The following is a 12,664-nucleotide window of genomic DNA, read 5'->3' as shown; positions in this document are numbered from 1 at the left end:
CGAGGGGGGGGGCGGGTGCTGCACTTGCTGCTGGCGTGCCTACCTCCTCCCCCTGTCGCTCTCCCCTCAAGGTGACGTTTGCACGCCAGTGACGAGACCCGTCAGGCGTCCTTCGACACGCCGACCTGCGGTCGGCTGCTCAGCAATGTAAATATCTTTAAGCTGCTGATGGGGGCGTCACTTTACAAATTTTGACGTCATCTTGAGCAGGCCGCGTAAGCGGCCGTGTCGACGGACGCCTGACGGCTATCGAAAGCGGCTTGCACAGCTCTCTCCCAGTGGGGGAGCGGGGACCCGCTCGGATTGCCGTTGAACCGAGGGGCCTACCCCGCCGCCATCTGCCCAGACTGATACGCCTCGCACAGGTCGGCGAGCGGGCAGCTGGCGCACTTGGGGGCGCGGGCGGTGCAGATCCGCTTGGCGAAGGTGATCAGCCAGACGTGGCCGTCGCGCTTGGCCCAGCCGGGCGCGCGCTCGTCCAGCTGCTGGGCGGTCTGCTCCTCGGTCTTGCCGCGGGCAAGGCCGAGGCGGTTGCAGACCCGGTCAACGTGGGTGTCGACCGCGATCGCCTCCTCGCCGAACGAGAAGCGCAGCACGATGTCGGCGCACTTCCGGCCGATGCCGGGCAATTCCATCAGCCCCTTGCGGCTGCGCGGGATCTGGCCGCCGCGGTCCCGGACCGCCGCCGCCAGGCGCTTCAGGTTGCGGGTCTTGGAATTGTATAGGCCGCACGGCTTGATCGCCGCCGCGACCTCGTCGTCCGGCAGGGCCAGGATGCCCTCCGGCGTGTCGGCCAGCTGGAACAGGGCGTGCTTGGCCTTGGCGGTGTTGCTGTCCCGGCTCTGCGCGGACAGCAGGCAGGCGACCACGGCGCGGAAGTGTTCCGACTCCTCCTTGACGTGCGGGCGGCGGTCCGCGTCCGGCTGGTGGTAGCGGGCGTGCAGGCGGTCGAAGACGGCGTGGATCTGGTCCTGAGCGAGCATGGCGCGGCCCAAGCTAGGGCAGCGCCAGCGGGCGTCCACCCGCCGGCGCTGAAGAGGCGTCTATCCGTGTGCGCCCGCCGCGCGCTGATCGGGCACGACGATGTTCATGTGTTGCTCGATCATCAGCGCGGTTTCCAGCGCCCGCCGGCCGTCCTCGCCGGTCACCATCGGCTTGCCGCCGTGGCGCAGCACGTCGATGAAGGCGGCCAGCTCCTGGCCGAGATTGTCGTTGATCAGCGCGCGCCGGCCGCTGATCGAGCCGTTGACGTAGGGCAGTTGCGGCTCGATCGCGCCCAGCCGGGAATGGCTGCAGGTGCGCGCCAGGAAGTCGATGTCGATGGTGCCGTCGGCCTGCATGATCCGCGTGCGCCGGCTGCGGCCCTCGCTGGCCCGGCTGGCGACCAGGCGCACGGTGCAGCCGTTGGCGTAGTACAGCGTCACGTCCGCCTCGTCCGGGAACTCGGTGACCGACGGCGTGCCCAGGCCGATCAAGCCGGTGATCTGCGTGCGCACCAGCGACTGCGCCAGGTCGATGTCGTGGATCATCAGGTCGGTGACGACCGAGCAGTCCAGGCTGCGCCCGGTGAACGGGCCCAGGCGCTCGCAGTAGATGTCGGTGGGCGCGCTCGCCATGCCCGCCAGCCCGACCTGGGCGGCGAAGAAACGCTCCTGGTGGCCGACCTGCAGCAGCATGCCGCGCGCGTCCGCCAGGGCCACCAATGCCTCCGCCTGCTGCAGGCTTGAGGTCATCGGCTTTTCCACCAGCACGTGGATGCCGTTTTCCAGGCAGATCCGCGCGACCTCGAAGTGGGTCGAGGTCGGGGTCGCGATGCTCAGCGCATCGACCTGGCCGAACACCTCCTCGAGCTGGTCGTACGCCGGACAGCCGTAGGGTTCGGCCACGGTGCGGGCGCGTTCGATGTCGATATCGACGACCGCCGTCAGCGCGCAGCCCTCGAGCGCGGCATACTTGGCGGCGTGGAACCGGCCGAAATAGCCCACGCCGACCACGCCGACGCGCAGCGGGCGGTCGCGTTCGCTGGAACTTGAGATCATCCCCTCCTGTGGAACGGCTGTCTGCGATGGAGCGGTCTGGGGTGGAGCGGTCTGCGGTGGACGGGGCACCCGCCGCGGCGGACGGGACTCCACCCCACATGCCCCCCGGTCTAGCAGGCACACTAGTGGGTGTTGTGCGCCCGCTCAACGGCGTGCAATGAAACGGACGCACGGCCCGTCGCCTGGTTGCGCACGACGAAATGCCGCATGCGCCAGCGCGGACGCCCGCTGCGCCCGCGGTTTGAGCGGGGCCGGCTCCCGCAAAGGCGACCCATCCGTGTGACACGCGCTTTACACGGCGGCGGCCGGCCGCCACCTCTCGATGCGGGCGCCGACCCGGCCGATTTTGGCGTCGCGCGCGTCCGACAGAAACCCAAGGCAGGAGCGTTTCCGGGATGGCGCAGCCCGCCCTAGACCGCCGTCGTACCCTCAAGACCGTACTGCCCCTGGTCGGCATCCTGTGCGGCATGGGGGTCCTGATGTATTACGCCGTGCCGCTGTACAACATGTTCTGCCAGGTCACCGGCCTCGGCGGGACGACGCAGCGCGTGGCCGCTTCCCAGTCGGTCGAGCAGATCGACCGGAAGATCACGGTGCAGTTCGCCACCCAGACCCAGCCGGACCTGCCGTGGAAGTTCTGGCCGGAGGAGCGCAAGGTCACGATCAATCTGGGCGAGCGCAAGACCGTCTACTTCCGTGTCAAGTCGAACGCCGAGCGCGCGATCATCGGGCACGCCGCCTACAACGTGACCCCGCTCAAGGTCGGCGAGTATGTCAACAAGATCGAGTGTTTCTGCTTCACCGAGGAGCGCCTGGGCGCGGGCGAGAGCGTGCGCATGCCGGTCCAGCTGTTCGTCTCGCCCCAACTCGCCAGGGACGTCGACACCGACGAGGTGCAGACCATTACGCTGTCCTACACCTTCTTTGAAAGCACCGACCCCGAGGGCGCCAAGGACCTCAAGCGCCTGGACGAGCCGAAGCAGCCGGACCAGGACGGCGGCATGAATTTCCCGGACGCGCAGGACGGCGGCACGGGCGGCACCGGGGCGTCGTAGCGCGAAACATCATTTACCCCGCCTTTACCCCGAATAGGCCAGGCTCGCGCGGCCACGATCCGGCTCGCGCACGCACCAGCAGTGCCGCGGCCGATACTTCCATTCTTCAGGCGGGCATAATGTCGTGCATCAAGGCAGGCAACGGGATGCGGATTCCAGCCGCGATGGCGCGGCAGGGAAAGATCCCGTGGAGCCTGCGCTTCAAGGCGTGGTGGAACGGTTACAGCATCCGCCTCCCCGAGTTGTCGGTCCAGCGGATCGAGACCGCACTGCCCGACCACGCGGTTCGCGCCCCGGAAAAGCCGCTCCCCTGGGACGACGAGCGGATCAGCTTGGTGCAGGACGTCTGGGGCCCCGGCTTCGAAACGCCGGGCGGCGGCGAGGACGTGCTGACGCTGCTGAAGCCGGTCGGTTTGAACCCCAAGATGAGCATCATGGAGCTGGGCGCCGGCCTGGGCGGGGCGACCCGCGCGGTGTGCAAGGAATTCGGCGTCTGGATCAACGGCATCGAGGGCGATCCCGACCTCGCCCGGGCGGGCCAGAAGCTGTCCGAGATCGCCGGCCTGACCAAGAAGGCGCCGATCCACGCCGAGGCGCTGCGCGAGGTCGAGATCAAGCCGAACAGCCTGGACGTCGTGTTCGCCCGCGAGGCGTTCGTGACCCTGCCCGACAAGGTCCGTCTGCTGCACATGATCGAGAAGGGCCTGAAGCCGAAGGGCCAGCTGCTGTTCACCGACTACGTGCTGGCTTCGGTCGGCGACCACAGCGAGGAACTGCAGGCCTGGAAGGAGGGCGAGCCGGACACGCCCGCCCCCTGGGCGGTCTCCGACTGGGAAGACGCGCTCAAGGAGCTGCGGCTCGACGTCCGGATCAAGGAAGACCGCAGCGACCGGCAGATCGCCGCGATCAAGAGCGGCTGGGCGGAGTTCATGCAGCAGGCCGCCCTCGACGGCCGGCTGGAGCGCTACGGCCAACTGGCGCTGGAGGAATGCGACCTCTGGACCCGGCGGCTGAACGCGCTGGAAAGCAGGGCGTTACGGGTCTTCCGTTTCCACGCGATCAAGCCCGGGACCGGCAACACCCTGTCCGACTGGTAGCCGCGCCGGGACGCGCTTGACGGGGGCGGACCCGGTGACTATGGTCCGCCGCCGAATTCGCCGGGAGACGGGCGTTCAGGCTCGCGCGCGACGCGCCGCCGGGAAGCCCGTATCCCCTGCCGTCCGCGAAGCCACACCAACAACCAGCCACGCGTCTGTCGGAACGCCAACAGCCATGAAGATTCGCAATTCCCTGCGCACCGCGAAGAAGCGGGACAAGAACTGCCGCGTCATCCGCCGCCGTGGGCGCACCTACGTGATCAACAAGAAGAACCCGCGTCTGAAGGCCCGTCAGGGCTAACCACGCATGGTTGACCGCGGCTTCCGGGATCGGGAGCGGCGGTGCGCGATGCGCGCGAGCGAGGCCGCGTCGGGAGCGTCCCGACAGCGGCCTCGTTTGCGTTCGGCGCCCTGGATACGTTCGGCCGCTATCGGGCGCGCCGCCTGCTCGCCACCTCAGGTCAGGTTGACCTCGCGCGCGCGCCGGCCACATACTTCGCTGTCTGGTACTACCAGTTCGCGTCCGGCCGCTTCGCACGCGTGAAGGCGCGCGGCTGGACCCGCCGGGCGACCGGCCAAGATCATTAAGAACCGGCCAGGCGGTCCCGGGTCCAACGGGCACGCCCAACGCCGGCGCCGACCCGAGCCCGCCGCGCCTGGACGATGCCGCCCGACCCGGCGTGTCGTCGCTGTCGACAAGGCGGGCCACTAACGCGGAGGTAGACGACCTTGGTCTCGATGCCCGAGCCGAAGCGCGACATTCTCGACCGCCAGGACGAGATCGTCGCGCGCCTGAGGGAGATCGTGCCCGGCGAGGGGGTGATCGTGCACGAGGCGGAAAAGCGGGCCTACGAGTCCGACGGCCTGACCGCCTACCGCACGTCGCCGATGGTCGTGGTGCTGCCCTCGACCGTCGATCAGATCAGCCAGATCATGGCGTATTGCAACGCGCTCGGCATCCGCGTGGTGCCGCGCGGCGCGGGCACGTCGTTGTCCGGCGGCGCGCTGCCGCTGGAAGACGGCATCCTCCTGGGTCTGGGCAAGTTCAACCAGATCCTGGAGATCGATACCGACAACCGCTGCGTGGTCGCGCAGCCGGGCGTCACCAACCTCGGGATCACCAAGGCGGTGGAGCACGACGGCTTCTACTACGCCCCGGATCCCTCCTCGCAGATCGCCTGTTCGATCGGCGGCAACGTCGCGGAGAATTCCGGCGGCGTGCACTGCCTGAAGTACGGCCTGACCACCAACAACGTGCTGGGCGTGCAGATGGTGCTGATCGACGGCACGGTGGTGCGCCTGGGCGGCAAGCACCTGGACAGCGAGGGCTACGACGTCTTGGGGCTGGTCAACGGCTCGGAGGGCCTGTTGGGCGTGGTCACCGAGGTCACGGTGCGGATCCTGAAAAAGCCGGAAAGCGCGCGCGCCGTGCTGCTCGGCTTCCCGTCGAACGAGCAGGCGGGCGACACGGTCGCCGGGATCATCGCCAGCGGGATCGTGCCGGCGGGCGTCGAGATGATGGACAAGGTCGCGATCAAGGCGGCCGAGGATTTCGTCCAGGCCGGTTATCCGCTGGACGTCGAGGCGCTGTTGATCTGCGAGCTCGACGGGCCGGAGAGCGAAGTCGACGAGCTGTTGTCCCGGGTCTCCCAGATCGGGCGGGACAACGGCGCCAGCTATGAGCGGGTCAGCCAGGACGACGACGAGCGCGCCAAGTTCTGGGCGGGCCGGAAGGCCGCCTTCCCCGCCGTCGGCCGGGTGACGCCCGACTACTATTGCATGGACGGCACGATCCCGCGCCATCAGCTGGCGCACGTGCTCTCGCGGATGCGCGAGATGTCGGAGCATTACGGGCTGGGCGTGGCGAACGTGTTCCATGCCGGCGACGGCAACCTGCACCCGCTGATCATGTACGACGCCAACGAGGGTAACCAGCTGGAGCGCGCGGAGGAGTTCGGCGCGGATATCCTGAAGCTGTGCGTCCAGGTCGGCGGCGTCCTGACCGGCGAGCACGGCGTGGGCGTGGAGAAGCGCGACCTGATGGGCGAGATGTTCACGCAAGTGGACCTGGACACCCAGCAGCGCGTGAAGTGCGCGTTCGACCGCGACGGTCTGCTCAACCCCGGTAAGATGTTCCCCACGCTCTCCAACTGCGCGGAGATGGGGAAGATGCACATCCACCGCGGCAAGCTGCCGTTCCCGGACATCCCCCGGTTCTAAGCGCGAAATCATGGCCGATAGCAGGACGGACGGCGCCGCCGCGGCGGATGGCGGCGGCGGCGCCGACAACCCGGAAGCGACCACCTACCGCCCGGAGACCCAGGACCAGCTGGTCGACCTGATGACCTGGGCGGCGAGCGCGGACGCGCCGATCGAACTCGGCGGCGCGGGCAGCAAGCGCGCGCTGGGCCGGCCGATGCAGACCCAGGCCGGCCTGTCGCTGTCCGCCTTCTCCGGGATCGACTTGTACGAGCCGGAAGAGCTGATCCTGAAGGCGGGCGCCGGCACGCCGCTGGACGAACTGGTCCAGGAGCTGTCGCGCAACGGCCAGGCGTTCGCGTTCGAGCCGCCCGACCTGGGCCCGCTGTTGGGCACGCAGGCCGGGCAGGGGACGCTGGGCGGCACGGTCGCCTGCAACCTGGCCGGCCCGCGGCGGATCAAGGCGGGCGCGGCGCGCGACCACTTCCTGGGCTATGCCGGCGTTTCCGGCCGGGGCGAGGCGTACAAGTCCGGCGGCCGGGTGGTGAAGAACGTCACCGGCTACGATCTGTGCAAGCTGATGGCCGGCTCCTACGGCACGCTGACGGCGATGACCGAGATCACCATGAAGGTGCTGCCGGCCAGCGAGGCAACCCGCACGGTGCTGTTGACCGGTCTGGACACCGGCGAGGCGGTGCAGGCCCTGACCGCCGGCCTGACCTCCAGTTTCGAGGTCTCCGGCGCGGCCCATCTGCCGGCCGGGATCGCGCCCTACAGCCGCGTTTCCGAGGTCGCCAAGGCGAACAGCAGCGTCACCGCCCTGCGCCTGGAGGGGCCGCCCAAGTCGGTCGAACACCGGGCGCGCAAGGTGGCCGAGGTGGTGCAGGGCTTCGGCGCCACCCGCGAACTGTACGACGAGGCGAGCGAGGCGCTCTGGGCCGACATCCGCGACGTGCGCCCGTTCGTCGGCATGCCGGACACGGCCGTCTGGCGGATCTCCGTGCCGCCGGCCCACGGCCCGGACGTCGCCGCCCGGCTGTCGCTGCTCGACACCCGGGCGCAGTACTATCTGGACTGGGGCGGCGGGCTGATCTGGCTGGCGATCCCTGAGGCAACCGACGCGTTCGCTCAGGGCGTGCGCGGCGCCGTGGCACCCAGCGGCGGCCACGCCACCCTGATCAGGGCCGCCGAGCAGGTGCGCGCCGCCGTGCCGGTGTTCCAGCCGCAGGACGCCGGGCTGGCCGCCCTGACCCGGAACCTCAAGGACGGCTTCGATCCCCGACGCCTGCTCAACCCCGGCCGGATGTACGCCGGCGTCTAACCCTCATCCCAGCGATAACGCGGGAGCCTTGCCAAGCCCATGCAGACCCACTTCTCGCTCGCTCAGATGGCCGATCCGGATACCCAGGACGCCAACGACATCCTGCGGCTGTGCACGCACTGCGGCTTCTGCACGGCGACCTGTCCGACGTTCGTGCTGCTGGGGGATGAGCTGGATAGTCCGCGCGGGCGGATCTACCTGATCAAGAACATGCTGGAGGACGGCGGGCCGCCGGACGACAAGACGGTCAAGCACCTGGACCGCTGCCTGACCTGCCTGTCCTGCATGACCACCTGCCCGGCGACCGTGAACTACGCCCACCTGCTGGAACACGGCCGCGAGCACATCTACGAGACCTACACCCGCCCGCTGCCGGACCGCGCGCTGCGCCGGCTGCTGCGCCTGGTGCTGCCGTACCCGATGCGCTTCCGCGCCGCGCTGTTCGGGGCCCGGTTCGCCCGCCCGTTCGCCGGGCTGATGCCGGGGCGGCTGAAGACGCTGATCGGCATGGCGCCCACGGAACTGCCCGCGCGCAGCTGGGCCGACAAGCCGCAGGTGTTTCCGGCGGAGGGGCCGCGCCGCGCGCGCGTCGGGCTGCTCAACGGCTGCGCCCAGACGGTGGTGAACCCGTCGATCAACGAGGCCACCGTGCGCCTGTTGACCCGCCACGGCGTCGAGGTGGTGGTGACACGCGACCAGGGCTGCTGCGGCGCGCTGGTCCAGCACATGGGCGACACGCCGAGCGCGCAGGCCCAGGCCAAGGCGAACATCGCCGCCTGGACCCGGGAGATGGACGGCGAGGGCCTGGACGCCGTGATCATCAACACCTCGGGCTGCGGCAACACGGTGAAGGACTACGGCTTCCTGTTCCGACACGACGCGCAGTGGCGCCCCGCGGCCGAGCGGGTGGGGCGAATCGCCAAGGACATCACCGAGTTCATGAGCGAGCTCGGCCTGAACGCACCGGTCCGCCAGCCCGACCTGCGGGTGACCTACCACGCCGCCTGCTCGCTGCAGCACGGACAGGGCGTGACCAAGGCGCCCAAGGCGCTCCTGGGCGACGCCGGCTTGCAGGTGAAGGACGTGCCGGAAGCGCACATCTGCTGCGGCTCCGCCGGCACCTACAACCTGCTGCAGCCGGAACTCGCCACCCAGCTGCGCGACCGCAAGGTCGGCAACATCGGCAAGACCCGGCCGGACGTGATCGCGGCCGGCAACGTCGGCTGCATGACCCAGATCCAAAGCGGCACCGACGTGCCGGTGGTGCACACCGCCGAGCTGCTCGACTGGGTGACCGGCGGCCCGGTCCCGAAGGCCCTGGAAGGCCGCGAGATCCCGGACAAGCCCGCGCCGCAGAAGGCCGCCGCTGAGTAAGACGGGGGACTCGGTTAGTCGCCTCGCCTCCCCGGGGAGCAGGGGATCAGACCGCCTTTCGCGGATCCCTAGGGGCTTCCCCTACACCAGCCACACCAGCAAACCCGCCAGCCCGGCCGCGCAGGGGGCGGCGCGGCGGGTCCAGCGCTGGTACGTCCGTTCGGCCGTTGCCGCCATGCGCCGGGCCATCGGCTCGCCGTCGATGGTGCGGCGCGGCGCCAGGGCGTCGACCACCTCGGCGACCTCGTTCAGCGTGCGGCGATCGAGCTGCTGGACCGCGAGCCGTGCGCGCAGCGCGCGGACGTGTCGGCGCAGCTGTTCGCCCTGCGGCTCGGACGCCAGGACCAGCGCGATCCGGGTGTCGAGCAGGCGCAGCAGCCGGTCCTGTTCGCCGGACGGGACCGGGCGCGATGGCAGGCCGGGCGGCGTGATCGGGCGCGACGGGACGGGGCGCGGCATCGTTTCGGCTTTCATCGGTTTTGCTCTGGCTCTTGATCGTGACGGCTCAGGACTCCGGCCCGCTGCGGACCACCAGGCAAGCCTGGTTGCGTTCCTGCAAGACCTCGCACAGCCGGGCGGGCGTGCCGGCGTCGGCGAACGGGCCGCTGCGCAGGCGATAGTAGGTGCCCTTCTCGGGCAGTTCGGTCTTTTGCAGCGCCAGCGGCAACTCGGCCAGCAGGGTCGCGTGCGCGCCCTTCAGACGCCGCCACTCGGCCTGCGCTTGAGCTTCCGAGCGCAGGGCCGCGACCTGGACCCAGTAGCTGCGTCCACTGCCCGCCAGCGCGTGGTCGGGCGCCGGGGCGGGGGTGAAGCTGGCCTGGACCACGCCGGCCGGGGCGCGGTCGCCGTCCGGTGTGTCCGCCGGGGCATCGGCGACCGGTGCGTCCGCCGGCGCGGCCGGTGGTGCGGCGTCTGTCGAGACCGTTGCCGTGGCGTTGCCGGCCGGGGCCAGCTGCGCCGGCGCCGCGTCGCCGGCCGGTGCGCTTGCCGCCGCCGCGATGTCGGCGGATCGGGCCGCTTCGGTGGATGGCGCGACCGCGGGCTCCGCCGTGTTCGGGTCGGCGGCGGCTACCCGGGTCGTTTGCGTCGCCGCGGTCGCCGTACCCGGCGCCTCCGACACAGCGCTCGCGCGCGTGCGGGCGGCGGCGTCGGTGATCGCGCGGGCGGAGCGCAGCGCCTTGTAGTACGCGAGATTGCGCCGCACCGCACCTTGGCCAAGGTCGGCGCTGCCGGTCGCGGCCGCGTCGTCCATGTCCCCGGCCAGGCCATAGACCAGCGCCAGGTTCTGTCGGGTGCGGGCGGTCGCCTTGGGGTCGCGCGCGGCATCCTCCAGCACCCGCAGCGCGGTTTTGTAGTCGCCTGCGAGCGCGAGCGAGAGTCCGAGGTTGGTGCGCAGCGCCACGTTCATCGGCGCCAGGTCCAGGCCGATGCGGTAAACCGTCTGCGCCGCATCGTGCCGGCCCAGCATGTCGAGCGCGACACCCTTGGCGACGTAGGGGCGCGTATCCGCGGCTTGTTGCGCGATCAGCCGGTCGAACTGCTCGATCGCGGCTTCCGGCCGGTCGGCGGCGAGCAGCGCCTTGCCCAGGCCGTAGCGGGCATCGACCGAGCCGGGCGCGTAGGTCAGCGCGGTGCGGTAGTGCTGCGCGGCCGCCGCCGGGTCGCCGGTGCGATAGCTGGTCCGCGCGAGGCCGAGGTGCCCGGCCGGCTGGTCGGGATAGCGCGCCGCGATCTTGCCGTACATCTCGCCCGCGGCGCGCGGATTGCCACGCGATTCCGTCCGCGCGGCCAGTTTCAGCATGGCCTGCATGGAGCTCTGCTCGGCCAGCCGCTCGGCGCCGCTCGACGCGGACGGCTGCGGGGCGGTGGCGCAGCCGGCCAGCGCCAAGGACGCCAGCAGGGCGACCGCAGGGGAGACGCGCGGGCGCCGCCGGGCGGCCGGGGTGCGCGGTGCAGGGACCATGGGAAGCTGCCTTTTCGCTTGCGATACGGACGGCTGCGGCGGCGGTCGCGGCCGGGCCGATGCCCTGGCCAGGAACTTGTGCCGGCGACCGGACGCAGCCGGTTGCGATCCCGCAGCCTGCCGTCGAAGCGTTAAGAAAAAGTATTTACTTGCGCTTTTTGGGTCCGGGCGTGAGTTAACCTGCTGTTCAGATCTGTAGGGCACAGTACTTGTCTAAACAGATATAATAAAAGATATTTTCGATCAAATTGAAATCGGATACAGTGCGAAAACTGCCGGTTTTTCCCATCGAATGCCGGCGATCCGTCGCGGCGCCCACGCAAGCAGGAGCAGACGCCATGCACGTGATTACCTTCGCCTCGCAGAAGGGCGGCTCCGGCAAGACCACGCTGGCCGGTCACATGGCCGTCCAGGCCGCGCGCGCGGGCGCGGGTCGGGTCTGCCTGATCGACACCGACCGGCAGGGCAGCCTGGCCGACTGGTGGAACGCCCGGGCCGAGGACACGCCGGAGTTCGTCCAGACCGCGATGGACAGCCTGACCGACGACCTCGCTGGGCTGGAAGCGCTGGGCGTCGACCTGGTCGTGATCGACACCCCGCCGGCGATCACCGAGACGATTGCGCAGGTGATCGCCGTCTCCGACCTGGTGGCGATCCCGACCCGGCCGAGCCCGCACGACCTGCGCGCCGCCGGTGCCACGGTCGAGCTGGTCGAGGCCGCCGGCAAGCCGCTGGTGTTCGTGCTCAACGCCGCCACGCAGCGCGCCCGGATCACGGGCGAGGCGGCGATCGCGCTGTCGCAGCACGGCACGGTGGCGCCGACCACGATCCACCAGCGCACCGACCTTGCCGCCAGCATGATCGACGGGCGCACTGTCATGGAGCTGGCAAAGGCGCAGAAGTCCGCGCAGGAGATGCAGCAGCTGTGGGCCTATCTGGCGGGCCGGATCAGCGGCGACCGGCAGACCTTCCTGGGCGCGCACGCCGCCCGGCGGCCGGCCAAGGCCGCCGTGGTGCCGGCCCGCAGCGTCGGCGCGGTCGGCTGAGCCCGCACCGCCCGCCATCGATCCGCCGCGATCCCGTAACGGAGAAGGTCATGACCGTCGCTTCCCTGAACGCCCGCCTGTTGGCGCGCAAGGGCGACGCCCGCCCGGCGCCGATCGATACCGGCGAGGGCCGGGCGCGGCCGATCCCGAGCCGGCCGGCCGCCGACGCCTGGCCGGCTCCGGCCGTCTGGCCGGAGGAGCCGGTGGCGGGCGACCCGCGGTCGCGCGCGCGGGTCTCGCTGCGCCTGGACGACGCGCGCCATCGCCGGCTGCGCCTCGCCGCGATCCACCTCGACGCCTCGCTGCAGCAGATCCTGACGCACGCGCTGGATCAGTACCTGGCACAGGTCGCCCTGGACTGCCCGTGCATGGCGCGCGGGCGCGCCGGCAGCGAGGCCTGCCAGGCCGCCGCGCCGAGCGGCGGCGGTGCGGCATGACGGCCAACCGCAGCCGGCCCGACAGCGCCGCCGAGACGGCGGGCCCGGCGGAGCCGCCGCCGGCGGCCTCGCTGCTCAGCGTGCCGATCTTCCGCGCCGCCGCCCGCCGGCAGGCCGCGCAGCGGCGCGGAAG

At 70.6% G+C, this 12,664-nt stretch carries 13 protein-coding genes; 9 read left to right on the top strand and 4 right to left on the bottom strand.

The features are described from left to right. Positions 1-323: 323 nt before the first annotated feature. Positions 324-983, bottom strand: a complete 660-nt coding sequence (locus tag CKO28_RS23630; protein ID WP_200343353.1) for an endonuclease III domain-containing protein — start codon at positions 981-983, stop codon at positions 324-326. 60 nt (positions 984-1,043) lie between these two features. Continuing rightward, entirely contained in the window at positions 1,044-2,039 is a 996-nt protein-coding gene (locus tag CKO28_RS23625; RefSeq protein ID WP_200343352.1) for a Gfo/Idh/MocA family protein, read from the bottom strand. Positions 2,040-2,434: 395 nt separating this feature from the next. Between CKO28_RS23625 and CKO28_RS23620 the strand changes: the two genes are divergently transcribed. The 7 genes from CKO28_RS23620 (at position 2,435) to glcF (ending at position 9,085) form a co-directional block, all read left to right on the top strand. Then, a complete protein-coding gene (locus tag CKO28_RS23620) occupies positions 2,435-3,094 on the top strand; it encodes a cytochrome c oxidase assembly protein (RefSeq protein ID WP_200343351.1) in 660 nt (219 codons plus the stop codon). 164 nt (positions 3,095-3,258) lie between these two features. Further along, positions 3,259-4,191 (top strand): methyltransferase domain-containing protein, encoded by a 933-nt coding sequence (locus CKO28_RS23615; protein ID WP_200343350.1) that lies wholly within the window; start codon positions 3,259-3,261, stop codon positions 4,189-4,191. A gap of 175 nt (positions 4,192-4,366) precedes the next feature. Beyond that, positions 4,367-4,492 carry a type B 50S ribosomal protein L36 gene (ykgO, locus tag CKO28_RS23610; protein ID WP_027288292.1) on the top strand — a complete coding sequence of 42 codons (126 nt, stop codon included), beginning with the start codon at positions 4,367-4,369 and terminating at the stop codon, positions 4,490-4,492. 41 nt (positions 4,493-4,533) lie between these two features. After that, positions 4,534-4,779, top strand: coding sequence for a hypothetical protein (locus tag CKO28_RS23605; RefSeq protein WP_200343349.1), 246 nt, complete (start codon positions 4,534-4,536; stop codon positions 4,777-4,779). Positions 4,780-4,929: 150 nt separating this feature from the next. Then, a complete protein-coding gene (locus tag CKO28_RS23600) occupies positions 4,930-6,411 on the top strand; it encodes an FAD-linked oxidase C-terminal domain-containing protein (RefSeq protein WP_200343348.1) in 1,482 nt (493 codons plus the stop codon). Positions 6,412-6,421: 10 nt separating this feature from the next. Continuing rightward, positions 6,422-7,711: an FAD-binding protein gene (locus CKO28_RS23595; protein WP_200343347.1), complete on the top strand. Its 1,290-nt coding sequence runs from the start codon at positions 6,422-6,424 to the stop codon at positions 7,709-7,711. Between the two features lie 39 nt (positions 7,712-7,750). Beyond that, positions 7,751-9,085, top strand: a complete 1,335-nt coding sequence (gene glcF, locus CKO28_RS23590; protein WP_200343346.1) for a glycolate oxidase subunit GlcF — start codon at positions 7,751-7,753, stop codon at positions 9,083-9,085. 81 nt (positions 9,086-9,166) lie between these two features. On the opposite strand, the gene CKO28_RS23585 is transcribed toward glcF, so the two are convergent. Together CKO28_RS23585 and CKO28_RS23580 are read right to left on the bottom strand one after the other, a co-directional pair. After that, on the bottom strand, positions 9,167-9,559 hold the full coding sequence (locus CKO28_RS23585; RefSeq protein WP_200343345.1) for a hypothetical protein: 393 nt from the start codon (positions 9,557-9,559) through the stop codon (positions 9,167-9,169). A gap of 31 nt (positions 9,560-9,590) precedes the next feature. After that, positions 9,591-11,048, bottom strand: a complete 1,458-nt coding sequence (locus CKO28_RS23580) for an SPOR domain-containing protein (RefSeq protein WP_200343344.1) — start codon at positions 11,046-11,048, stop codon at positions 9,591-9,593. Positions 11,049-11,386: 338 nt separating this feature from the next. Here CKO28_RS23580 and CKO28_RS23575 point away from each other — a divergent pair, with 338 nt between their 5' ends. Both CKO28_RS23575 and CKO28_RS23570 read left to right on the top strand, forming a co-directional pair. Further along, positions 11,387-12,094, top strand: coding sequence for an AAA family ATPase (locus CKO28_RS23575; protein WP_200343343.1), 708 nt, complete (start codon positions 11,387-11,389; stop codon positions 12,092-12,094). A 50-nt stretch (positions 12,095-12,144) separates the two neighbouring features. After that, positions 12,145-12,531: a hypothetical protein gene (locus CKO28_RS23570; protein WP_200343342.1), complete on the top strand. Its 387-nt coding sequence runs from the start codon at positions 12,145-12,147 to the stop codon at positions 12,529-12,531. Positions 12,532-12,664: the final 133 nt, after the last annotated feature.

The organism is Rhodovibrio sodomensis, assembly GCF_016583645.1.
Lineage (GTDB): Bacteria > Pseudomonadota > Alphaproteobacteria > Kiloniellales > Rhodovibrionaceae > Rhodovibrio > Rhodovibrio sodomensis.
This window is presented reverse-complemented; position numbering and strand designations above follow the sequence as displayed.

Bases quoted from the DNA above. Each gene is read 5' to 3' on its own strand.
- CKO28_RS23630 (WP_200343353.1), bottom strand. From the start codon at position 983: ATGCTCGCTCAGGACCAGATCCACGCCGTCTTCGACCGCCTGCACGCC.
- CKO28_RS23625 (WP_200343352.1), bottom strand. From the start codon at position 2,039: ATGATCTCAAGTTCCAGCGAACGCGACCGCCCGCTGCGCGTCGGCGTG.
- CKO28_RS23620 (WP_200343351.1), top strand. From the start codon at position 2,435: ATGGCGCAGCCCGCCCTAGACCGCCGTCGTACCCTCAAGACCGTACTG.
- CKO28_RS23615 (WP_200343350.1), top strand. From the start codon at position 3,259: ATGGCGCGGCAGGGAAAGATCCCGTGGAGCCTGCGCTTCAAGGCGTGG.
- ykgO (WP_027288292.1), top strand. From the start codon at position 4,367: ATGAAGATTCGCAATTCCCTGCGCACCGCGAAGAAGCGGGACAAGAAC.
- CKO28_RS23600 (WP_200343348.1), top strand. From the start codon at position 4,930: ATGCCCGAGCCGAAGCGCGACATTCTCGACCGCCAGGACGAGATCGTC.
- CKO28_RS23595 (WP_200343347.1), top strand. From the start codon at position 6,422: ATGGCCGATAGCAGGACGGACGGCGCCGCCGCGGCGGATGGCGGCGGC.
- glcF (WP_200343346.1), top strand. From the start codon at position 7,751: ATGCAGACCCACTTCTCGCTCGCTCAGATGGCCGATCCGGATACCCAG.
- CKO28_RS23585 (WP_200343345.1), bottom strand. From the start codon at position 9,559: ATGAAAGCCGAAACGATGCCGCGCCCCGTCCCGTCGCGCCCGATCACG.
- CKO28_RS23580 (WP_200343344.1), bottom strand. From the start codon at position 11,048: ATGGTCCCTGCACCGCGCACCCCGGCCGCCCGGCGGCGCCCGCGCGTC.
- CKO28_RS23575 (WP_200343343.1), top strand. From the start codon at position 11,387: ATGCACGTGATTACCTTCGCCTCGCAGAAGGGCGGCTCCGGCAAGACC.
- CKO28_RS23570 (WP_200343342.1), top strand. From the start codon at position 12,145: ATGACCGTCGCTTCCCTGAACGCCCGCCTGTTGGCGCGCAAGGGCGAC.